Genomic DNA, 23,002 nt, shown 5'->3' with positions numbered 1-23,002 from the left:
CCATCCCCCCTGACACTGAAAATGGTGTATCCACCCTCCTCCCATTTCATCGGCATACTATGAAAATTCTCAAATTACAAACATTACGTGGGCCGAACTATTGGAGCATCCGACGGCAAAAGCTGATTGTGATGCGCCTCGATTTAGAGACCCTCGCGGATAGTCCCTCGAATCAGATTCCCGGTTTTGTGGATGGCTTAATTCGTGTCCTACCCAGTTTGTATGATCACTTTTGTTCCCTAGGCCATGAGGGAGGGTTTTTGACCCGTTTGCGGGAAGGCACCTATTTGGGCCACATTATTGAGCATGTCGCCCTAGAACTTCAGGAACTTGCGGGAATGCCCGTGGGTTTTGGGCGTACCCGTGAAACTGGCACCCCTGGCATCTATCAGGTGGTCTTTGAATACCAAACGGATCAGGCCGGTCGCTATGCTGGTCGGGCCGCCGTTCGTCTCTGTCAAAGCATTATTGATACGGGAACCTACCCCCAGCACGAGCTAGACCAAGACATTAGCGATTTACGGGATCTGAAAGCAGAAGCCTCCCTCGGCCCCAGCACCGAAGCCATTGTCAAAGAAGCCGAAGCCCGTCATATTCCCTGGTGCGAACTGAGTAGTCGTTCTATTATTCAATTGGGCTATGGCTCAAAAAGTCATCGGATGCAGGCAACCCTCAGCGATCGCACTGGAATTTTAGCCGTTGAGTTAGCGGGGGATAAGGAAGGGGCAAAACAACTCTTAGCCGATGCCGGTATTCCCGTTCCAAAGGGGACAACCATTCGCTACCTAGATGAACTGGAAAATGCGATCGCCGATATTGGTGGCTATCCCATTGTGATAAAGCCCCTAGATGGCAACCATGGTCGTGGCATCACCATTGACATTGATACCTGGGATCGGGCCGAAGAAGCCTACGAAATTGCCAGCACGGTTTCTAAATCTGTGATTGTCGAGCGATTTTACCCTGGTCGTGATTACCGTGTCTTAGTGATTAACGGCAAAATTATTGCGGTGGCAGAGCGGGTTCCGGCCCATGTCCTGGGAGATGGTCACTCCACGATTCAAGAACTGATTGATCTAACCAATACCGATCCCCAGCGAGGCGATGGTCACACCAACGTTTTAACCCGAATTGAAGTCAATCACGATACCTGGGAATTATTAGATCGCCAAGGATTTAGCTTGGATACGGTTCTCAAGGATGGCGAAATTTGCTATCTCCGGGCCACGGCCAATTTAAGTACGGGCGGCATTGCCGTGGATCGCACCGATGAAATTCATCCCCAGAATAGTTGGATTTGCCAGCGGGCAGCCCAGGTCATTGGTCTAGATATTGCCGGGATTGATGTCGTTTGTCCCGATATTTCCAAACCGATGCCAGAGGTGGGGGGTGTCATTGTCGAAGTGAATGCGGCCCCAGGGTTTCGGATGCATACCAACCCCAGTAAGGGCATTGCCCGTAATGTGGCCGAACCGGTTCTCAATATGCTTTTCCCGCCGGGAGTCTCTCCCCGCATTCCCATTTTTTCCATTACCGGAACCAACGGCAAAACTACTACTACCCGCCTCGTTGCCCATATCTGTAAGCAAACGGGCCAGAATGTAGGCTATACCACCACCGATGGCATCTACATTGGCGACTATCTGGTAGAGAAGGGGGATACTACTGGCCCCCAAAGTGCCCATTTAATTCTCCGGGATCCCACTGTGGATATTGCGGTGCTAGAGACGGCCCGGGGGGGCATTCTCCGCTCTGGCCTAGGCTTTGATCACTGTGATGTCGGGGTGGTCTTGAATGTCCAGGCCGATCACTTGGGTTTGGGGGATATTGACACGATCGAGCAGTTGGCGGATCTAAAAGCTGTGGTGGTGGAGTCTGCTTGGCCCAATGGCTACGCGGTGCTGAATGCCGATGATCCCCTCGTGGCGGGCATGGCTCGTCAGGTGAAGGCCCAGGTAGCCTATTTCTCCATGGATGCCAATAGTCCGGTGATTAAACAGCATATTCAGCAGGGTGGTTTGGCCGCAGTTTACGAAAATGGCTATCTGTCCATCTTGAAGGGGGACTGGACCCTGCGCATTGAGCAGGCAGTGAATGTGCCTGTGACGCTAGGGGGACGGGCGAATTTCATGATTGCCAACGCATTGGCCGCCAGTTTAGCGACCTTTGCCCAGGGAATTGCTATCGAGCATATTCGAGCAGCCCTGACCACTTTTCGCACCTCGGTGGAGCAAACCCCCGGTCGGATGAATTTGTTAGAGCTGGGTTCCTTCAGTGCCTTGGTAGACTATGCCCATAATCCAGCCGGGTATGCGGCCGTGGGTGAGTTTGTCCAGAAATGGCCCGGTCAGCGGATTGGTGTAGTTGGTGGCCCGGGCGATCGCCGCGATCAGGATCTTGAACAACTGGGGGAACTGTCTGCCTCAATTTTTAACTGGATCATAATCAAGGAAGATGATGATCCCCGTGGCCGGCCCCGGGGGGATGCGGCCCATTGGATTCAGCGCGGTGTGAGTCACCATGCTGTTCAACCGGATTGCACCATTATTCATGACGAAGTGGAGGCCATTAATCATGCCCTGAGTCAGGCTCCTGAGGGCAGTTTAGTTGTTATTTTGCCCGCAGACGTGACTCGGACAATCCGCTTAATTGAAGAGCATCGCCAACGTCAAGGAAATAGTCTCAACGGCACCAATGGAAATGGCTATTATTTAGCGGAAGCGGCCCCTAGCCCTGACCTCAATCCAGCAACAGGAGTTTAGGAGTTGGACGTGACGACTCCCCTGGTACTGCCTTAGAATCCCCGCACCCAAGGAAAGGAGAATAGAACATTATTAAGGTTGATCTATGGATTTAAATGTGTCTTGGTTACTGGGATGCAGTTTGCTGGTAGCTACGATCCTGATTTACTTTCCCTATTGCTTTGTGGTTGCCGGGCGAGTTCAGGCTGGATTTGATCCGGCGGCTCCCCGCGCCCTATTTGATAAATTGCCCCCCTATGCCCAACGGGCCACTTGGGCCCATGAAAATTCCTTTGAAACCTTTATGCCCTATGCCGCAGCAGTTCTTTTGGCTCTGGTGACGGGGGTGCAGACCCAAACGGCGGCGATCGCTGCGGTTGCATTTATCGGGGCCCGGTTTTTGTTTTCGATTTGTTATATTGCCAACATTCCCCTGGGCCGCTCCCTCATGTTTGGTATTAGTACTGCTGCTACCTTGACGCTCTTTGTCCAAAGCTTGCAAGTCCTCTAGGAGATTACGGGTGATGGATTGTACTGTGTTGAGGCTAGGATATGAACCAGACGAGCAGAAGACCATAGGTTACTATAGAGTAATGTCTATTTCCCCAAAATCTACCTATGCTACGAGAAAATCTGAAAAAAGAATTAGACAAGCTAAATGATAATCAACTTAAAAAAATTGCTGATTTCATAGCCTTGATTGAGTTTCAGTCTAGAGAAGTTTCCTTGCCTGCACCACTTTGGCAAAGAGCAGCATCGTCCGACAGGGCTAGGGAATTTCGTGAATGGGTTTTACAACTTCCCAAAAGCAGTCCAAGCCTACCAGACAAAGCCTTTAGCCGTGACAGTATTTACGAATAATGACGGGATATGTGCTTGACACTAATGTTGTCATGCGATTCTGCAATTCGTCTGACGTACAGCATAAGCTTGCAACAGATGCAGTTTCTCCTCTACTCATGCAATCCGATGAATGCTTCCTTGTGGCGCAAGTAATTATTGAGTTTTGGGCTGTTGCCACAAGACCACCTCAAGTCAATGGCTTAGGCTGGTCTGTCGAACAAACCAGAAGCACGATAGACCAACTTCTTGATCGTTTTCCGTCCTTGGAGGAATCTCCGCAACTTTTTCCAACTTGGCTGAATTTAGTCACAACCCATAGAGTCATGGGCAAACGTACTCATGATGCTCGTATTATTGCAGCCATTCTTGCCAATGGAATTACACACCTCTTGACCTTTAATCCAAGTGATTTTGCAGGCATGTCAGGTATTACAATTATTCATCCCCAAGATTTGTCCCTGTTTGATACTGATGATTTATAGCGTTGGCGATCGCCGCCACCTTGACGCTCTTTGTCCAAAGCTTGCAAGCGGTCTAGGAGTGACTCTTTAGTATGAACGCCTCCCTGAACCCACCTAAGCTAAAATGGTATAGATCATCTATTGAGATTGATAGATCTCGAATTGAGTAATATCAATGACGTTGGATAACCTACGCAACCTATATCAGCAAGTAATCCTAGAGCATTATAAAAAACCACGCCATCGGGGCCAGGCAGATCCGGTAGATCGTCAGCAACGGGGCCATAACCCCTCCTGTGGGGATACGATTGATCTAACCCTGAGTTTGGAAGTGAGTGCAGATACCTCCGAGCCTCGCATTAAACAGATCAAGTTTGAAGGGGAAGGCTGTGCGATCGCCATGGCCTCAGCGGATTTAATGGCAGATGCCTTGCAGGGACAAACGATTACAACGGCATTGAAAATGGTTGAGCAGTTTCAAACCATGATGAAAGGACAATTTGAGTTTCCCCGAGAATTTCGTAAGCTCAATGCAATGCAGGGGGTTGCCCAGTTTCCGGTGCGGATTAAATGTGCCACATTGACCTGGCATACATTACGGGCCGCCCTGGAGCAAACAGAACCATCTCCCACCAATGAAGCCAGTGGCTTTGTCACTAACGAGGACGAATATTAATGCTTTCCACCACAGATTTTCTGACCTATAGCCGTTGGGTTGGTATCGGTACCCTAACCATGGCTGGGATAGCCGTGATTGCCTTTGGTTTCAAGTGGGGCATTCGCTTTCGTTTAGTTGGTGTCACGGGCTTTATGGGGGTCTTGACGGCGGGCCTATTTGCCCTTAGCCTGGTTCCCCTCACCCATACCCAAATTCCTGGAGCAGCAAAGTTTTCCCTCGTTTATGATAATGGAGCCACCCAGGCTGTCATTACAGTTCCGCCGGATCTGACCACCGAGGGTTTGACGGCAACATTACAACAGGCGGCCGCGGATTTATTTTCCCCTGGACGCTTGGGTCTGGGCCGAGATCAGCTGATCATTATTGCCCGCACAGTGATTCATCCCCAACCCGGTGTATCCCAGCCCTTAGTCTTGGGTCAGGTGACTCGTTCCTTGACCAGTCGCAGCGATGATGACATGGTGATTCAAATTAATGCCCCTAATTTGCAAAAGGCCCAAGCAAGTGTCAGTTGATCAACAATGCTCTAATTTTTCCCTATGGCTCGTCCAAAGCTTTTGATTGCGGCCAGTGGCACTGGCGGCCATCTATTTCCAGCCCTTGCGGTGGCCAAGGCACTCCCGGATTATGACATCCACTGGTTGGGTGTGCCCGATCGCCTCGAAACCCAATTAGTTCCGGGCATCTATCCCTTGCACCAGGTTCCCCTCCAGGGCTTTCAAGGGCGTAACCCCATTGCCCAACTGCGGCCCCTAGGGCAACTTTTGGGGGCAATCCAAAAAACCCGAACCCTGATCCGCCAAGAGGGTATTCAAGGAGTTTTTACTACGGGGGGCTACATTGCCGCCCCAGGAATTTTGGCGGCCCGCAGTCTCGGCTGTCCCACCCTCCTCCATGAATCCAATGCCCTTCCCGGTAAGGTGACCCGGGCCCTCGCACCTTGGTGCAGTCAAGTGGCGGTGGGCATGGCAGAGGCGGTTCAACACTTGGACAAAAAAACGGGCAGAACCATTGCGGTCACGGGTACCCCAGTACGGCCGGAGTTTTTAGGGCCTCAAGCCCTTGATTTAGCCATTCCGGAAGATAGCCCGCTGATTGTCGTCATGGGAGGGAGTCAAGGGGCGGTTGCCCTCAATCAAAAAGTACGGGAAGCCATTCCCCATTGGCTAGAAACGGGGGCCTGGGTGGTTCATCTGACGGGAACCAATGATCCCGATGCCCACAGCCTCAGTCATCCCCACTATGTTGTGTTGCCGTTCTATGACAATATGGCGGGTCTACTGCAACGAGCAGATTTAGCCATTAGCCGGGCCGGCGCCAGTGCCTTAACGGAATTAACCCTCACTGGCACTCCTGGGTTGCTCATTCCCTATCCCTATGCCGCCGAAAACCATCAACGTCACAATGGGGACGTTTTGGTGAAGGCCGGAGCCGCAGAAATGATCTCCCAAGGGGATCTAACGGGCGATCGCCTGCAAAAATTAATTTTAGATTGGTTAGGGAATCCCACCAAACTGAAGGCCATGGCCCATCAAGCCCGATCCCTGGCGGTTCCCGATAGTACCGAACAATTAGCGACCCTAGTGCGCCAGTTGATCCCACCCACCCACCCTAATTAAAATCCATGGCTATTAAACTTTTATTTGTCTGTTTAGGTAACATTTGTCGTTCCCCCGCCGCCGAAGGCATCATGTTAGACCTGATCCAAAAAGCCGGCCTCAGTGATCACATTCACTGTGACTCCGCCGGAACCAGTAACTATCACATTGGCGATCCTCCCGACTCCCGCATGGTGATGACGGCTCGACAACGGGATATTCATCTTCAGAGCCTTGCCCGTCAATTTCATGGCTCAGATTTTGAAAACTTTGATCTGATTTTGGCCATGGATCGGGAAAACTACCAGGATATTCTCCGCCTAGATACCGATGGCAAATATCGCGATAAAGTTCATCTCATCTGTGACTTTTGCCAATCCCACGCCCAGAAAGATGTCCCCGATCCCTACTACGGCGGCCGGGATGGCTTTGAACTGGTGCTAGATCTCCTCACCGATGCCTGCCAGGGCCTTCTCGTCCACCTGAAAGAGACCTACCCCGATCTGGGTTGTTCTTAACATGGGGGTTCTTCTTAATATGGGGCTTGGTCTTAATAATAGGAAGCATTCTTAATATGGGGCACGCTTAAGATGGACTATCGCCAAGCGGGGGTCGATGTGGCCGCCGGTCATGCCTTTGTCCAGGGCATCCGCAGCCTTGTTGATGCCACCCACCGTCCTGAAGTCGTTAGTTCCTTGGGAGGGTTTGCCGGGTTGTGTGATCTTCCCTCCGGCTACAAAAAGCCCCTTTTAGTCTCTGGAACCGATGGGGTTGGCACTAAACTGAAGCTGGCCCAGGCCCTCAACCATCACGATACCATTGGCATTGATCTAGTAGCCATGTGTGTGAATGATGTCCTCACCTGTGGGGCAGAGCCTCTATTTTTCCTAGATTATCTTGCCTGTGGAAAGCTCAGTTCTGACCTACTCACCCAGGTGGTGGCGGGGATTAGTCAGGGGTGTCAGCAGGCAGGGTGCGCCCTCCTAGGGGGAGAAACGGCGGAAATGCCCGGCTTTTATGACAAAGGGGTCTATGACTTGGCCGGTTTTTGCGTGGGGGTTGTGGAAAAGGATCGGGTACTCACCGGGCAACAGGTACAACTGGGGGACATTGCCCTTGGACTTGAAAGTCATGGTGTGCATAGTAATGGCTTTAGCCTTGTCCGCAAAATCATCAGCGATCGCCCCTACGACTGGTCTGACTGCCCGCCCCTGTTAGGGGGGATGAGCTTGGGGGATTGTCTCCTCACCCCGACGATGATCTATGTTTCTGCCATCCGGGCGGCCCAGGCAGCCAACTTAGACATCCATGGCATGGCCCACATTACCGGCGGGGGATTACCGGAAAATCTGCCCCGTTGCCTGGGCCCAAACCAATCCCTACAACTGTTTGCCGATGCCTGGCCCACTCCAGCCATTTTTACATGGTTAGCTGAAGCGGGTCAGGTCTCTAGGGTGGATATGTTTGCCACATTCAATATGGGCATTGGCTATGTGGTTCTGGTTCCTGAAGATCAGGTGCAGGGGGCGATCGCCCTCTTTGCCAGCCAAAACATTCAGTCCTATGCCATCGGCGAAGTCATTGAAGGGACAGGGACAGGTTCGCTGCTGGGTCTACCTACTGGGGATTGACATTCAGGCTATTATTCAGGGTCAGGGTCAAGTCCATGGCTGGATCAATGACCACCACCCGCTCAACGGCCGGATTAATAGCCCCGCCAATGGTGGCTCCGGCCCCAGCCCCAATAATCACCTTTTCCGGGGTAATGGTTTTGTCCCCCGTGACCGCAGAAACACCTGTGGCGATCGCCGCACCAATGAGGCTATCCCGGACAATTGCCCCTGCGGGCCGGCCCATATTCGTTTCAATGGCGGCCCCAGTGACGGCTCCCGTGAGAACTTTTTGGGCCGTGATCGTTTGATTCCCCGCCAAACCGGAAATCCCAGCGGCCACCGCAGAGCCAATGGCAGCATTCCGAAACACATTGGCAATATTTGGATCATTGGTGTTTTTGATCGTCGTGATCACCCCAGATGTGGCCGCGAAGGGAAGCTGTTGTTGATTGACGACAATGGAGCTAGCCACAAACTGGGAACCACCCTGGGCCGGTTGAATTTGGCCATAGACTGGGCTGCCAGCGGGAATGAGCATTCGCCCTTGGGTATCGACCACATCACTGGCGGTCAAGAGTCGTACCGGCACCGTTTCGTTGGGAGCAACAATAATGCGTTCTGCATCAGGATAGCGTATAGCAATCCGGGTTCCGGCGGGAATACTCACCACCGAAGGGGCGGAATAGCCGGCAATGTACTGGGTGGGAATGAGGGCTTGGGTTCCCCCACTGGTGGCCTGGCAGAGGAAGGCGGCAATATCGGCCCGGCTGGCCAATTGGTTGGGTTGGAGTTGACGCACATTAGGATAGTTGACCACCACTTGTTTTTCCGTCGCCGCTGCAACCCCAAACCGCGCATAGTCAGGAATGGCGGCAGCATCATTAAAATCGCTGAGGGTGGTTTCAATGGCCTGGGCCGGTGTAAATTGTAAACCGCTAGAGAGGGCAACAATGGCCTGTACACGGGGGATATTTTGACTCGGCCGGAATACATTACCGGGGTAGCCACTTAAAAAGCCCGTGCGGTTTGCGTTTTGAATGGCATTGTAGGCCCAGAAATTACTCGAAACATCATTAAATTGCATCGGCGATCGCACCGCATTGGCATTGGGAAAGGCCTTGCCAACCATCGCCGCAAACTCAGCCCGGGTAACGGGAGAATTGGGACGGAAAGTACCATCGGGGTAGCCACTAATAATATTCCGACTGGCGAGGGAATCAATACAGGCCTGGGCCCACACCCCCTGGGTATCATTAAAGGAACTGGTTTGGGCTTGGGCTGTTAGGGGCAAAAAGGGAATCCCTAAACTGCTACTGGTTAAACCTACGGTAAAAATGGTCGCAAGACGATGGAACCAAGATTGAAAACCTTGCATCTGAGTGACTCCAAAAGTAACGAACAAAAGTAATTAACTAACTAACTAGATAGGGAAAAATGAATGGCAAAAACTCGTCTGAGGTAGAACGATTTAGGTAGCGCATACCTAACTAAACCCCAGGAGGGAAACAACACAGACTCCAAAGCCGCTTGTTTACTCACGTGATATTCCAAGACGCAGAAATAAATCAGAGGTTCCCCAGAAAGGGATGTCGTTATTTTCTGGAGTTAGATTAACCTTGACTCCTTAACTCCTTAACTACTTCTGAGAATCACTCGCTGATTTTGTCGGGCAATCAGGGAAATCTCTAGGGGCCCCGACGTATACACAATCTGGGGGGCAATGGCACTAATGTCGATGTTTCCTTGGTGTTCCTTTAGTTCTAGGACAAACTTAATCAATTCAATCTGCCGAAATGACCCCACCGAACCAGTGACGGGATCCGGCAGCATTCCTGAGGCGATCGCCCGCTGATTGGACACCGTAAAGAGTTGATCCAACCGCTGGAGAATTTGATCATCGGTCATAGTTGAGGGATTCAGGGCAATACTGGCAATATTTTCCCCCTCTTGAAAAACCACTTGATTGGGGGCAACCTGGGGGACCACAAGAACATTACTTTCCCCCTGTAGGTAATTAGCTGCCGCTAAAATCCGCACCACATAGGATTGGCCATCAGCAAGTTGATCCACGAGCCGATCCACATCCTGCTGGGTAATTTGTACCACCTGATCCGTGGGTTGAATTTGTTGAGGATTGTTGAGAACAATGGCATTGCGGCGGGCTTGACGCAGGAGTTCTTCAACGGCACTGGTGGCTTGGCGGCGATCGCCCATATTTTGGAGTAAACCCGAAGCAAGAATTTGACCCGCTCGAATGGTAATCGTTCCCCGCCGTAACCCTAGGAGCAAAATATTGACGTTTTCTTCTAGGCGTTGGCGACTGGCCTCTAGGGCAGCAATTTCTTCCCGTAGACTGCGCTGCTGACTCAAGAGGAGTTGCTGCTGCTGATCCGCTTCATCCAGTTGGGTCTGAATGCGATTAATTTCTCCTTGCAACGCCTGCTTTTGGGATTCCACCTGACTGAGGCGATCCTTGGCCACCTTAATGGCCGCTTCTAGCTGTTCTTTTTGCCCGGCAACCCCCCGCAGCCTAGATTGCACCTGATCCCGCTCCCGTTGTAGCCGCTGAATTTGCCCTTGCAGGGTACGGCTTTGGGCCTCGAAATCCTCTAGTTCTGCCTGGGCCCGGCTATAGCGACTTTGCAGTTGATCCAGTTGCTCCTGGGTGAGGGACTGACGATTGACGGCCCGCTCTAGCACCTCATTGGTTTGTAGGAGTCGCTGGCGAATATCCCCTAAATCATTTTGGGAACGGGCCAACTCTGCCTCGATTTCTGCTTTTTCTGCACGGGTTTCCTCCAGTTCCTGTTTGGCGGTTTCCTGCTGCTCCCGGATCGATTCAATCCGTAGCACCGCATCCTGTAATTCCTGGCTCAGGGCGAGGAGTATCCCTAGGGTGGCAGCGGAAATCAGACTACCCGTCAAAATTGTAATTAACACAGCAGTTTGCCGCGGCCGCAAATTAAACAGGCTCAAACGGGCCTTACCCACCTTTGAACCCAGTCGGTCGCCAACGGTTGCGATCGCCCCACCCAGGACAATAACCGCCAAAATTAGAATATAACCAGCCATCGGGCCTTACCCGCCCACTCCCCGAAAATGAATATTTATAGAAAGGAACTAATTCAAGTATGACCTTTCTTTGCTAAGTATGAAGATTTTAGTCAAAGGATGGTGGTTATTTTTTAATCTAGCCTAATTTTTCAACCTAGCCCCGCTGCTCAATCACCCCTTCCGCCTCTAGAATCAGAGACCTTAGGGCCGCCAGTCGATTTTGATCTCCTTGCCACATTCCCCGTTGGTGGGCCTCTAGGAGCCGCTCTGCCATATCCCGGAGGGCCCAGGGATTATGTTGGCGCACAAAAGCTTGTACCGCTTCATCTAATACATAGGCATCGGCAATACCGCTCATCATGTAGTTAAACATCTCCTCTGAAACACAGCGAGTGGTAGCCTGATAGGCAAAGAGATAATCCACGGTTGCCGCCATTTCAAAGGCCCCTTTATAGCCATGGCCCATGACTCCGGCAATCCATTTGGGATTAATGACCCTGGAGCGATATACCCGGGCCAGTTCTTCCTGGAGGTGGCGCACGCGGGGCTGATCCGGGCGGCTATGATCGCCAAAATAGATCTGGGGTTGCCGGCCCTGAAGAGATCGCACGGCGGCGGTGAGACCCCCGTGAAACTGATAGTAATCATCGGAATCCAGGAGATCGTGTTCGCGGTTATCTTGGTTCTGGAGAACGATTTGAATTTGTCCTAATCGCTGTTGAAAGGCTTCGGGGGCCGTATGGCCAATCCCCTGGCCCTGGTAGGCATAACTACTCCAGTTGATATAGGCACGGGCTAAGTCCTGGTCATCCTGCCAGTTTTGCCCCTCAATCAGTCCCTGTAATCCGGCTCCGTAGGCCCCTGGTTTGGAGCCAAAGATGCGAAAGTGCGATCGCTCTCTGGCCTGTTCTTGGCTCAGTCCCGCATCCTGCCAGGTTTGTGTCTCCTCTGCCACTTGGGCCGCGAGGGGGTTTTGCTCTGGGGGTTCAGCTAGATTAGCAACTAGGTGGACGGCATGATCAAATAGCTCAATTAAATTGGGAAAGGCATCCCGGAAAAACCCGGAAATCCGCAACGTGACATCCACCCGGGGTCGCCCCAACAGGGAGAGGGGAATCACATCCAGATCCACGACTCGACGTGAGGGGCCATCCCAAACCGGTTGCACACCCAGAAGGGCTAGGGCCTGAGCTAAATCATCCCCCCCTGTCCGCATGGTGGAGGTTCCCCAGATGGACAACCCCAAGGATCGGGGGTACTCCCCTTCGTCTTGGCAGTAGCGTTCAATCACCCGTTCAGCGGCATGGCGGCCAATGTCCCAGGCGGTTTCCGTGGGGACACTGCGTAGATCTACGGCATAGAAATTCCTGCCGGTGGGTAAGACATCGGGCCGACCACGACTGGGGGCTCCCGCTGGGCCGCTGGGGACATAGCCTCCCCCTAACCCCCTTAAGAGATGGTCAATTTCCTGGTGGGTTTGTTGCAGGGCCGGTAATAGCTGGGTTTGGATCCATGCCAGGGAACGTTGGCTGGCTGGGCCCATCTCCAGTTCCCCGTCGTTGCCCCCTAAAAGATGATCAATGATCTCCTGGGCCTGGATTTCTAAGGCAGCTTGCCATTGGCCAATCGTCCGGTATTGGGAATCCGGGGCGGGGTGGCTGGGATCCCCATGGAGGGGGTTATCCCTAAAACCTTGATCTTGAGCTAAGGCTGGAATTAAACCAGCATCATAGCTATGTTGACCACGGGCGATCGCCAGAATCAGATCTCGCAGTTGGCGGCCCTGGGGACATTGACCAAAAATATGTAGCCCATCCCGGATTTGGGCATCCCGGAGTTCACACAAATAGCCATCCGTCGTGGTGAGCCAATCAGCCCAGCTGCGATCGCCCTGGTGCTTCAGATCCTGATCTAAATGAATGTCCCGGATCAGGGTATCAATCCGCTGGCGCAGGGGAGCTAATCGGGGCGGATCCAACTGTTCGGCCTCGTAATATTCTTCAATGAGATGGCTTAACTGCTCCAGGGGGCCGTAGAGTTCGGCGCGGGTGAGGGGGGGCGTTAAATGATCAATAATAACTGCCTGAGATCGACGTTTAGCCTGACTGCCTTCCCCAGGATCATTGACAATGAAGGGATAAAAATGGGGTAGGGGCCCCAATGCCACCTCTGGAAAACAGGACTGGGAGAGAGCAATACTCTTACCGGGGAGCCATTCTAAATTTCCGTGTTTGCCAAGGTGAATTAGGGCATCGGCCCGAAAGTGCGATCGCACCCAGGCATAAAATCCCAAGTAGGCGGGGGTTGGCTCTAGGTCCGGGGCATGGTAATTCAAGCTGGGATCCTGATCGTAGCCCCTAGAGGGTTGAATACCAATGAAGATATTCCCTAGGCAAAATCCAGAGATGGGAATGGGGCGATCGGGGGCAGGCCAGCGGTCTAACACCTGTCCTTTAACTTCATCGGGTAGGGCCTCAAAATAGGCCTGGTAGTCGGCCAAACTCAACTGCTGATCCACCGGCCGCAGGGATGCTGATTCGGGGTCATTGGTGATCCGCGCCGTCAGCCGCTCAATGAGAGCCTGGCCATCCACGGGTATGTCTTTACTTTCTCCTAGGTGATAACCCGCTGCCTTCAGGGCATTCAAAATTGCGATGCAACTGGCCGGTGTATCCAGGCCCACTCCATTGGCAATGCGGCCATCACGGCAGGGATAGTTGGCCAAAATTAGAGCAATCCGTCGCTCCTGCGGAGGTTTTTGTCCCAGGTTGACCCAATTTTTGGCAAGATCTGCCACAAAGTCGCGGCGATCGCCCAGGGTTTGATAGGAGCTAATGGGGGTCTCCAATTGGGGATGGATCTGCTCCAGGGTCTTAAAGGACACCGCCCGGGTAATAATCCGACCATCCACCTCCGGTAGTACCACATTCATGGCCAGGTCTCGCGGCGTTAAGCCCTGCCATTGACCTTGCCACTGGCTCTGGGAACTGGAACTGAGAATCACCTGCAACACGGGCACATTCAAGGCCTGCCAAAATCCGAGTTGGGGCTGCTCCTGACTAAATCGGGCTAAGGAAAACCCGGTTGTATTCAAAATGAGATCAATCTTGCCCTGCCATTGCTGCAAAACTTCTGTTTGAATATCTGGATCCTGAAGGGATTGAACGAAAAGGGGGCGAGGCACTAATCCCCGCTCTTCAAGGGCCCTGCAAAGCTCCTCAATCACCTGGGTATTGGCCGCCAAATAGTGGGCCCGGTAAAATAAAATGCCCACCTGGGGTTGATCAAGAGCTGGGATTTCTGGCTCTCGATATGTTCCCAAGCGAGGAATAGACCTAGGGGGTTGAATTTGATCGGGGCGATCGCAGCCAATCTGGGCTAAAAATTTTAATCCCTCAATGATATTGGCAACGCCGCCCTCTCGGAAATACTGCCACAGGATATCTACCGACTTCAGGGAGCAGGTGGACAAGCTCATTAACTCCAAATCCGGGCGATCGTCCCCCGGCAAGACAATCAACTGGCTCCTTTGGTTTGTAACAATTTCTTGAACAACCTCTAGACCGTAAGGCCAATAGGCCCGCCCCCCCAATAGACGAATTAAAATCACCTGGGCCTTAGCTAAAACCTGTTCGGCGTAGTCATCAATGACAATTTGCTGCTGGAGCCTGAGAAGATGAGCTAAACGTAGGTCTGGAAAATTTTCGGGGAGATGGGGCAGGGCTTGGGCAATCAGGGTAATATCTGTATCCGCTGCGGTCAGGCAAATAATGGGGGCGGGATCCTGTTGAATAAAAACAACACTCTGGGGGTGATCGTCTAGGGATGCAGTGGCAGGACTGAGAATTCGATGCATTGGGTTCTCTAAGGATTTGGCAGGACTGACTTGGAATGATTTGTAGCTATTGATGAATAAACATTAAGTTTTGATCGGTATTTCCTAACATTAGGATCGAACTGTTAACAATTTGATGCCTTCTCCCCATCGGATAATTCGGATAATTAAGTAATTTAGTGTATTTAGCTTCTAGGGGAGAGTGACAAGCTACAACAAAGATCGTGGGATAGCTTCGACGAACTCCGCAACCGACCCACCGCAAATGACTTTGTATTGACGCTATTTTCTGCGCCTATGACTCCTTCTCTCCCCACCTTCGATCGGGTGCTACCGGCAATTGTCTACGAGCAATTTGCCATGGAGTTGGCATCTCAGTCCGTGGCAACTCCAGGGAGTATCATTTTATCTCAAGATGATATTAATCTCGGTTCCTTTCAGCCCCCTTGGTTTACGGTCTTGATCCGGCCCGATTTAGGGGTTCTCCTCCAAGGTGAAGAAACGGACTTGGCGGGGGTCTATCGTCTACAGTTAACCTTCGACTCCGAGGCGATCGCCCACTTTTTGGCCCGTTTAGATCAGGCAACCCCTGGGCAGTCTCAACAAAGGTGGGTCTACAGTGCCCAGAATGCTTTAGCTAAAACAGATCAACATTCCCAGGGGACGGCCCAGGCCCAAGTCACCTTCAGGTTATTAAATATAATCTCCACGGATCTATCGACCTACTCTACCTCCTGCCAACCCATGGTTCGCACTGCCTTAGATCAACGGGTCGAGCGGGAAAAACTCTTGCATCAAGTCACGACCCAAATCCGCCAAAGTCTGGAATTACCGGATATCCTCAAAACCGCCGTTGATCGAATCCGCCAATTTCTTCAGGTGGATCGCCTCCTCCTAGGTCAGTTTACGGGTCTAGATACCGGTACGATTACCTACGAGTCCCTCAGTTCTGGCCAGATAGAATCGGTACTTGGCCTGACAGATGATTGCTGGGGCGATCGCCAGGCGGCCTGCTGGCAGCGGTTGGCCTCTGGGGACTTGATTGCGGTGGCGGATATGCAAGCCCACTACGGCCATTCCCCCTGTCTAGGGAATTTGATCCAGAAACTCAAAATTCAAGCCTGGTTAGTAGTACCAATCTTAGTGCAGGGAGATCTTTGGGGGGTCTTAATTGCCCATCAGTGCGATCGCCCCCGGCAGTGGCAGCCCCAGGAGCAGGAATTTCTACAACACCTGAGTAATCACCTGAGTATTGCCATTTATCAATCCCAGTTATACGCAGAAGTCCAGGCCCAAAAAGCAATCCTAGAGCAGCGGGTTACGGAGCGCACCCAGGCCCTGCGGGAAGCCCTCATTTCCATGCAGTCTGCCCATCGGGTGAAGAGTGACTTTCTCGCCACCATGAGTCATGAACTCCGCACCCCCCTCACCTGCGTCATTGGCATGTCCGCCACCCTACTGCGGTGGTCCTTGGGGCCCTTAACCGATAAACAACGCCATTACCTGCAAACCATCCATGACAGTGGCACTCACCTCCTGGAATTAATTAACAGCATTTTAGACCTCTCTCAGGTGGAATCCGGCCGCGCTCGGCTCAACTGTAGTGAATTTTCCCTCACACAAGTGTCCCAGCAATGTCTTCGTTTATTGCAAGAACAGTCCCGCAGCCATGGAATAGAATTACGCAGTCAAATTTTGATTTCACCCAGCCGCGATCGCTTTTGGGGAGATTATCATCGCATCCAACAAATTCTCCTGAACCTCCTCAGTAATGCCATTAAATTTACCCCAAGTACGGGGACGGTGATTTTGCGGGTTTGGTGTGATGACAGTGGGGTCATTTTTCAAGTTGAAGATAACGGCATTGGTATTCCCGAACATCTTCAGCCCCTACTGTTTCAAAAATTTCAGCAACTAGATACCTCCTACGGCCGTACCTATGCCGGGGTGGGGTTGGGATTAGCTCTGACCAAGCAAATGGTGGAGTTACACCAGGGCACCATTGGGGTGTCCTCTTCCGAGGGAAAGGGAACGCTGTTCACCGTGACATTGCCGAGCCTGCCACGGGAATCCTTAGGGACGGAGACTCGTTCTGTCGATGTCCCAGGAACGGCCCTGGCCATCCTAGAAGAAGCCCACTCTAGCCCAGAGGGACGGTTGGTACTCATTGACGATGACGATGAAAATGCCACCCTGATCTGCGAAATTTTGACCGCAGCTGGCTATCAGGTGATTTGGATGGTGGATGCGGAAATCAAGCGAATTTTAGAATTAACCCCCCAGGGTGTGATTATTACCCAACACCTGGCCAGTTGTGATGCCCAAGAGGTGATGACTCGTCTGCGTCAATACTGTAGCCCTGCCCAAGTCAAACTATTCCTAATGACTAATTTAGCTGATTTAGATCGAGACAATACAACTTTCAAGGGGTATGGGGCTGTGGATGGTTGGTTAGCTCTGCCTATTCATCCTGAGCAACTGTTGGATCAGATCACCGCTGGATTAAGCCAACTGGGCCCTAGGGAACCCCTCCAGGGGAGTGAACAAATTAGGGCTAGACGATAGGGGTGGCCGCCTCAAGAACGGTAAACCCATCCAAACCTAGGGGGTATTTATGTTCTAATCTCGCTACCATCGAAGTAGAGCCAGTTAGGGAGTAGGGACTGATGGCCTTAGATGCAGCAGTCATGACAGCAGTGGAACAACTGGGGTATCGAGTCACCGTGGGTGATGTGGCGGCCCGGGCCGGAATGAATGTCCGTCAGGCAGAACAGGAGCTATTGGCCCTTGCCTCCGATGTAGGGGGCACCCTTCAGGTGGCCGAAACCGGGGATATTGCCTACGTGTTGCCCCAGGATTTCCGAGGAATTTTACGGGCGAAGTATTTGCGATTGCGCCTCCAAGAGGCCTGGCAAGAGATATGGAATGTGGTGTTCTATATTATCCGGGCTTCCTTTGGTATTTTTCTAGTAGTCTCAATCGTTTTGATTTTCCTGGCGATCGCCGCCATTCTGATTGCGATGACAACCCAAGGGGGACGCGGGAATGATCGCGGCGGGGGTGGTCGCTCCGGTGGAGGTGGTTTTAACGTTTTCTTCTTTCCAGATTTTTGGTACTTCTTTGGGGGTGGTCGTCGTCGCTCCTACGGCGCCCAGGGGCAACGGGATCGGGGCCAGCGAGGGAATCGTAACCCAGAAAAATCAGAGAATGACCTTAACTTCTTAGAGGGGATTTATTCATTCCTATTTGGAGATGGTAATCCCAATGAAAATTTAGAAGAGGAACGCTGGCAAATCATTGGCCAAGCCATTGTTAAATTTCAAGGAGCGGTGACCGCAGAACAACTGGCCCCCTACCTAGACCTTCCCAATGATCCTAATGGCGATGAAGATTTTATGATTCCAGTCCTTAGCCGCTTCAATGGTCAACCCCAGGTTACAGATAGTGGTGACATTATTTACCATTTCCCAGAATTGCAAGTGACGGCTCGCAAAAAGCGCAAAAACGCCGTGAGTATTCCCACGATTCTGGAAGAGAAACAATGGAAATTTAGTCAGGCGAGCAGTGGTCAAGTGATGGCGGCGATCGCCCTAGGGACTGTAAACTTCATTGGGGCATTAATGCTCTGGTCCCTTTTAGGGGATGGAACCATTGCCGCAGAATTAGGGGGACTCGTTGCCTTTGTCCAGTCTATTTTCTGGCTGTTGTTGGCCTATGGCATTGGTTTCTTAGGCATTCCCTTGGGTCGATATTACTGGCTGCTGGGAGTGAATAGCCGCATCCGCGATCGCAATACCCAACGTCAACGCCACGCCATCGTTTTAGAGCGGCCCAGTCCAACTTTAGTGCAAAAGTTAGCAGCAGCAAAACAATACGCTGGAGAAAACTATGTGAGTGAGAGTGACTTAGCCTACACGAGCGAAAAGGATTTGATTGAGCAGGAACTCGAATCCTCAGACAAAATCGATGCTGAGTGGATCAAGCGATTAGAAGGCAACTCTTAAAATTAAGATTCCATTGGTGTGAAGTGATCCCCCAAGTGCTGCATCAGCTAGAGATGGTTGGAGTACTGTAAAGAGTTGGCCTAGAGCACGTCATATTTCCTAATGGCACTACATTGAATATATTATTGAATATATTTTTAGTGGCAGTCTTCTCTGGATATTTATTTAAAATCTATTCCCATGACAATTAATCTAAAAGGTGCAAACCTCTATCTAGTGGGCATGATGGGGGCAGGAAAAAGCACCACGGGCCGCTGTTTAGCCCATACCCTGGGGTATCGTTTCCTCGACACGGATACTCTCATTGAAGAACTGACTAAAAAATCAATTACAGATATTTTCAGGGAGCAGGGCGAGGCCTACTTTCGGGAGCTAGAGCGTAACGTCCTCGCTGAAGCTTCCAGTTACCATCATTTAGTGGTGGCCACAGGGGGAGGCATTGTTCTAGACTCAATGAACTGGAGTTATTTACGGCAAGGTGTAGTCGTTTGGCTAAATGTGCCACCGCCGATCCTTTCTAAACGCCTTGCCCAGGATCATAGTCGCCCATTATTACGGGACAAGCCTCTCTTGGAACATTTAGAGATGATGGCAGCGGAACGGGAACGTTTTTACGCCCAAGCTGATTTGGAATTATTGATTCAATCGGAGGAAGCAGCTCAGGACATTTGCGATCGCTTACTTAATACCCTAGCGGCCATAGTGAAGGATCAAGAGGCTTTGGCAGAGTAACCCACTTGACGGGGGCCACATTGGAATTAGGGGGACTCAATCATTTATGTTGGAAGTTCTGGCTATCCTCTCCGCATCCGCAGCGGGGGGATTACGTTTGGCACTTCCCCTTTTGCTCATCGGGCTTTTGCAGGGCGAGACCCTTTGGTCCAAGGTGCCAATTTTATCCCAATTTTCCCCCTACTGGATTGTGGGAGTGCTTGCAGGCTGGTCATTTTTAGAGTTATTTATTGATCGAAATGTGTGGGGACACCGCCTCGTTATTTTAGTCCAGGTCATCTGTAGTCCCTTTGTGGGTGCCATCTTAGGAATGACCGTGGCTGAGTTGACCGAGACTCCTACCTGGATCATTGGTATTATTGGTGGTCTGCTCGCATTTGTTTTGCAACTGGTACAAATTGGCTGGTTCTATCGCTTGAGGGGCCTACCCCGATGGCTGGTAGTGGCCCAGGATTTACTATGCATTTTACTCATTTTGTTTGCCATTAAAGCTCCCACCCAAGGGGGACTCATTGCCCTACTGCTGCTGTGGCTGGCCATTCGCAGTGCCAAGGACTGGCGGCAAAAGAGTGCTAAAAATTATCGAGATTATAAAACGAAGAGGAAGTTTTATAGATAATCACTAAAATGGGGAGGAGAAAATGGCAATATATTTGCAACCCAAGAAGAAAAATAAACCTGTATGTTGAATCGCTGGTTCAGCCAATGGCAACTGAGAGCTTTAGAAAAAGCCTACCAGGGGGCGATCGCCCTTAAGGAGATTGAAGATAAATACTTCAACGGTGAACCCGTGGCCTACGATGCCCAGATGGGGCAAACAGTTTCTGACTACTTGCAATCCCGCGTGGAACAACAACTCACCAAAATTCACTTTAATCTCAATCAGTTTAAGCTCAGTGGCTGGCTTCAAAATACGACTAATGATCCCCATGAATCGGAAATTTTAGCCAAACTGGGCCTCATTGAAATGGTCATTGCCAAATACCGGCAGCCCCAACCCACCCCTGAGATCGACCCACCCCCAGCCATTTCAACCCCCGTCCCCACCGCTGCCTCCTCTGAACCAGTCATCATCACAGACCCCATCAGCAAATCCAGTCAAATTATTCCCATGGGGCAAAAACAAAATAGTCAACGCTTATTCGGCTCCTTTTTAGATCGAGCCGCCCAAATCCGGCGGGAGCTTAATCCAGAATACGAGCAGGATATGGTTCGGGAACTCAGAAGCCTGCGAAAACAACAGACCATTGCCATTCGCTGGTTAATTTTGCTGGTTGCTGTCCCCCTCATCGTTCAAATTACAACTCGAAATCTCATTTTTGAGCCACTCCTGGATGCCTACTGGAACCGATCGCCCAATCCGGCTGAAATTGTCGCCAATGCCGAGATCAGCGAAGAATTTCTCCATGAATTTTCCAACTACAAAGATTCCCTAGAAATTGCCCAACTCCTGGGAATTACCCCAAACCTAGCACCAGAAAAGCGAGAAGAACTCCTGCGGGAACGGGCAACCGAGCTATTCCAGGAAGCGGGCTATCGTACCCTTGATGGGCTGAAAAATATTTTTGCGGATCTTTTGGGCCTTGCTAGTTTTGTCCTGTTGGTCTACCTGGGCCGCAAGGAATTGATTGTCGTCCGCCAGTTTATCAGTCGCACCTTTTTGGGCTTAAATGATGCCACTAAAATATTTTTAATCATTCTCATTACCGACCTATTTGTGGGATACCACTCCCCTGAAGGTTGGGATGTTGTACTGGGGGGCCTATACCGTCACTTTGGCTTAGTTGAAAATCACACAGCGATCAATGCCTTTATTGCCACCGTTCCCGTCTTTATGGATTCTTGGTTTAAGTTCTGGGTCTTTAACTATCTCACCCGTAGCTCCCCCTCCTCCGTCGCAATCTATGAAAAGATGAACCAGTGACCCCCCTATCTTGGATTCCGCCATGGTACGGATTGTGATTATTGCCAATATCCTCATTGCCCTAGCGGCCCTGTGGACGGCCCTGCAATTAATCCAAGTGCGGCGGATTTTACGGGGGGTTGCTCACACCCTCGATGATGTTGAACGCAGTACCCACGATATCCTAGGTGGGGCCCCAGAGGCGATTATTATTGGTCAAAAGGGCGTGGCCGGTCTGCGGCAAACCTTACCTGAACTAGGCAAACAACAGCGAAAAGTCATCCGCTTCCTAGGCTTGATAAGCTGGATGGGACAACGGTGGCCCCAACGACCATGGCGTAAAGGGAGAAAAAAACGGTATGAGTAGTCAGCGATCAGGATTTTTTCTGGGTGGTCTTTTGGCGGGGGGGGCGATCGGCACCGTTGTGGGCTTACTCATTGCACCGAGATCGGGGAAAGAAACTCGTAAATTACTGCAAAAATCAGCGGATGCCCTACCGGAACTCCTCGAAGACGTGTCCAGTAGCTTACAGATTCACCGCGAACGACTATCGGAATCCACCCAGCAAAGTTGGCAGGATACCCTGGATCGCCTCAAGGATGCGATCGCCGTGGGTCTAGAGGCCAGTCAACAGCATCGCCAATCCCTGGAGAAAAATGGAACTGCCCTTGAGTTTGAGGATGCCGAAGATGAACCAACCCCGGTGAACCATTAATTAAGTCATTAACCCAGCCAAGTGGCCCAATAAGACCCCTGAGACCCCTGGGTAAATTGCTCTAAGTCCAGCAGATGAATGCGTTTATCTTGGCTTGCGTCTTGGCGATCTCCCACCGTGTTGTATCCCCAACTCGCTAAAAATAGTTCGATGTTCTCCAAGGTTGGTAGGGCGGCTACTTTTTTTAAGGCACCTAAGCGATCTTCCACAAACCAGAGGGGAGTCGCCTCAACCTGTTGCAACTGCTGCAAAATGACGGTCTTTGGTTGTTGTCGATCCTTGCCAAAAATTAACTCCGGGGGAAACTCGACTCCGGCATGGCGCAATAGGGCAACCACAAACCGCGTCTCCTTGGTTGTGACAATTACCGTCTTAAAGCCGTCCTGGGCCTGCCCTTCCCCCAACCATCGCCCTAGGGTCTGAATTACCCCAGGATAAAACCGATGCTGGCCCAGCCATCCCTGTTCATCCCTAGCCAACCAGCGATCGCGCAGGTGATCCACCAATTGCCCCAGATCCCTAGCGTTGAGATCCTCATCCTGGAGGAGGCGATCGCAGAGAACCGACCAATTTGAGAAAATATCTTGGGGGGTAAAACCCTTCATGATTGCCCGCAGTAACATGGGCATTTCCCAACCCACGGTAATCACCGGCCGTAATTGATAAAATAGGGGAGCTAAACCCGCCTCCGGTTCTGGTTGAGACGTGGGCCACAACTGGCCATAGGCTTGCCAACTGACTAAAAACTGTTCCTGCAATCCATCGCACAATACCCCATCAAAATCAAGGGCCAACGTACCGGGTAAGGGGGACATGGCTACAT

Annotated in this window: 20 protein-coding genes; 16 read left to right on the top strand and 4 right to left on the bottom strand. The window is 51.4% G+C overall.

Translation table 11 applies throughout. The features are described 5' to 3' along the window. The first annotated feature begins 59 nt into the window (after positions 1 to 59). The 9 genes from cphA to purM all read left to right on the top strand — a co-directional run bounded on the left by cphA (position 60) and on the right by purM (position 7,953). Positions 60 to 2,762: a cyanophycin synthetase gene (gene cphA / locus L3556_RS10450; protein WP_277867214.1), complete on the top strand. Its 2,703-nt coding sequence runs from the start codon at positions 60 to 62 to the stop codon at positions 2,760 to 2,762. A gap of 85 nt (positions 2,763 to 2,847) precedes the next feature. Next, positions 2,848 to 3,252 (top strand): MAPEG family protein, encoded by a 405-nt coding sequence (locus tag L3556_RS10445; protein ID WP_277867213.1) that lies wholly within the window; start codon positions 2,848 to 2,850, stop codon positions 3,250 to 3,252. Between the two features lie 107 nt (positions 3,253 to 3,359). Further along, positions 3,360 to 3,602 (top strand): hypothetical protein, encoded by a 243-nt coding sequence (locus tag L3556_RS10440; protein ID WP_277867212.1) that lies wholly within the window; start codon positions 3,360 to 3,362, stop codon positions 3,600 to 3,602. After that, complete coding sequence (locus L3556_RS10435; RefSeq protein ID WP_277867211.1) at positions 3,602 to 4,066, top strand: type II toxin-antitoxin system VapC family toxin; 465 nt, start codon at positions 3,602 to 3,604, stop codon at positions 4,064 to 4,066. The genes L3556_RS10440 and L3556_RS10435 overlap by 1 nt, the downstream gene beginning before the upstream one ends. A gap of 154 nt (positions 4,067 to 4,220) precedes the next feature. Beyond that, positions 4,221 to 4,721, top strand: coding sequence for a Fe-S cluster assembly sulfur transfer protein SufU (gene sufU / locus L3556_RS10430; RefSeq protein WP_277867210.1), 501 nt, complete (start codon positions 4,221 to 4,223; stop codon positions 4,719 to 4,721). Further along, a complete protein-coding gene (locus tag L3556_RS10425; protein ID WP_277867209.1) occupies positions 4,721 to 5,239 on the top strand; it encodes a Ycf51 family protein in 519 nt (172 codons plus the stop codon). The genes sufU and L3556_RS10425 overlap by 1 nt, the downstream gene beginning before the upstream one ends. Positions 5,240 to 5,263: 24 nt before the next feature. After that, positions 5,264 to 6,343 (top strand): undecaprenyldiphospho-muramoylpentapeptide beta-N-acetylglucosaminyltransferase, encoded by a 1,080-nt coding sequence (gene murG, locus L3556_RS10420; protein WP_277867208.1) that lies wholly within the window; start codon positions 5,264 to 5,266, stop codon positions 6,341 to 6,343. Positions 6,344 to 6,354: 11 nt separating this feature from the next. After that, positions 6,355 to 6,840 (top strand): low molecular weight protein-tyrosine-phosphatase, encoded by a 486-nt coding sequence (locus tag L3556_RS10415; protein WP_479682447.1) that lies wholly within the window; start codon positions 6,355 to 6,357, stop codon positions 6,838 to 6,840. Positions 6,841 to 6,912: 72 nt separating this feature from the next. After that, positions 6,913 to 7,953, top strand: coding sequence for a phosphoribosylformylglycinamidine cyclo-ligase (purM, locus tag L3556_RS10410; RefSeq protein WP_277867206.1), 1,041 nt, complete (start codon positions 6,913 to 6,915; stop codon positions 7,951 to 7,953). Here purM and L3556_RS10405 read toward each other — a convergent pair. From L3556_RS10405 to cobN, 3 genes are all read right to left on the bottom strand, one after another. Continuing rightward, complete coding sequence (locus L3556_RS10405; RefSeq protein ID WP_277867205.1) at positions 7,940 to 9,310, bottom strand: S-layer homology domain-containing protein; 1,371 nt, start codon at positions 9,308 to 9,310, stop codon at positions 7,940 to 7,942. The genes purM and L3556_RS10405 overlap by 14 nt on opposite strands. 257 nt (positions 9,311 to 9,567) lie before the next feature. Continuing rightward, the gene (locus L3556_RS10400; protein ID WP_277867204.1) at positions 9,568 to 11,007 is read right to left on the bottom strand and encodes a DUF3084 domain-containing protein; all 1,440 of its coding nucleotides are present in this window, start codon (positions 11,005 to 11,007) and stop codon (positions 9,568 to 9,570) included. A 136-nt stretch (positions 11,008 to 11,143) separates the two neighbouring features. Further along, entirely contained in the window at positions 11,144 to 14,845 is a 3,702-nt protein-coding gene (cobN, locus tag L3556_RS10395; protein ID WP_277867203.1) for a cobaltochelatase subunit CobN, read from the bottom strand. Between the two features lie 276 nt (positions 14,846 to 15,121). Between cobN and L3556_RS10390 the strand changes: the two genes are divergently transcribed. The 7 genes from L3556_RS10390 to L3556_RS10360 all read left to right on the top strand — a co-directional run bounded on the left by L3556_RS10390 (position 15,122) and on the right by L3556_RS10360 (position 22,179). Further along, a complete protein-coding gene (locus tag L3556_RS10390) occupies positions 15,122 to 17,389 on the top strand; it encodes a hybrid sensor histidine kinase/response regulator (RefSeq protein ID WP_277867202.1) in 2,268 nt (755 codons plus the stop codon). Between the two features lie 101 nt (positions 17,390 to 17,490). Beyond that, positions 17,491 to 18,828 (top strand): hypothetical protein, encoded by a 1,338-nt coding sequence (locus L3556_RS10385; RefSeq protein ID WP_277867201.1) that lies wholly within the window; start codon positions 17,491 to 17,493, stop codon positions 18,826 to 18,828. A gap of 180 nt (positions 18,829 to 19,008) precedes the next feature. After that, positions 19,009 to 19,560 carry a shikimate kinase gene (locus L3556_RS10380; RefSeq protein ID WP_277867200.1) on the top strand — a complete coding sequence of 184 codons (552 nt, stop codon included), beginning with the start codon at positions 19,009 to 19,011 and terminating at the stop codon, positions 19,558 to 19,560. Between the two features lie 46 nt (positions 19,561 to 19,606). Further along, complete coding sequence (locus L3556_RS10375; protein WP_277867199.1) at positions 19,607 to 20,179, top strand: DUF4126 domain-containing protein; 573 nt, start codon at positions 19,607 to 19,609, stop codon at positions 20,177 to 20,179. 63 nt (positions 20,180 to 20,242) lie between these two features. Then, entirely contained in the window at positions 20,243 to 21,484 is a 1,242-nt protein-coding gene (locus L3556_RS10370; RefSeq protein ID WP_277867198.1) for a hypothetical protein, read from the top strand. A gap of 22 nt (positions 21,485 to 21,506) precedes the next feature. Beyond that, on the top strand, positions 21,507 to 21,830 hold the full coding sequence (locus tag L3556_RS10365) for a hypothetical protein (protein ID WP_277867197.1): 324 nt from the start codon (positions 21,507 to 21,509) through the stop codon (positions 21,828 to 21,830). Then, positions 21,823 to 22,179 carry a YtxH domain-containing protein gene (locus tag L3556_RS10360; RefSeq protein WP_277867196.1) on the top strand — a complete coding sequence of 119 codons (357 nt, stop codon included), beginning with the start codon at positions 21,823 to 21,825 and terminating at the stop codon, positions 22,177 to 22,179. Before L3556_RS10365 ends, L3556_RS10360 begins: the two co-directional genes overlap by 8 nt. A gap of 8 nt (positions 22,180 to 22,187) precedes the next feature. On the opposite strand, the gene L3556_RS10355 is transcribed toward L3556_RS10360, so the two are convergent. Continuing rightward, complete coding sequence (locus tag L3556_RS10355; RefSeq protein WP_277867195.1) at positions 22,188 to 22,994, bottom strand: HAD family hydrolase; 807 nt, start codon at positions 22,992 to 22,994, stop codon at positions 22,188 to 22,190. Between the last annotated feature and the right edge of the window lie 8 nt (positions 22,995 to 23,002).

It is taken from the genome of Candidatus Synechococcus calcipolaris G9, from assembly GCF_029582805.1.
Taxonomy (GTDB): Bacteria; Cyanobacteriota; Cyanobacteriia; order Thermosynechococcales; family Thermosynechococcaceae; genus Synechococcus_F; species Synechococcus_F calcipolaris.
Note: the sequence above shows the minus strand (reverse complement) of the source record. Positions and strands in the feature narration are given on the sequence as shown.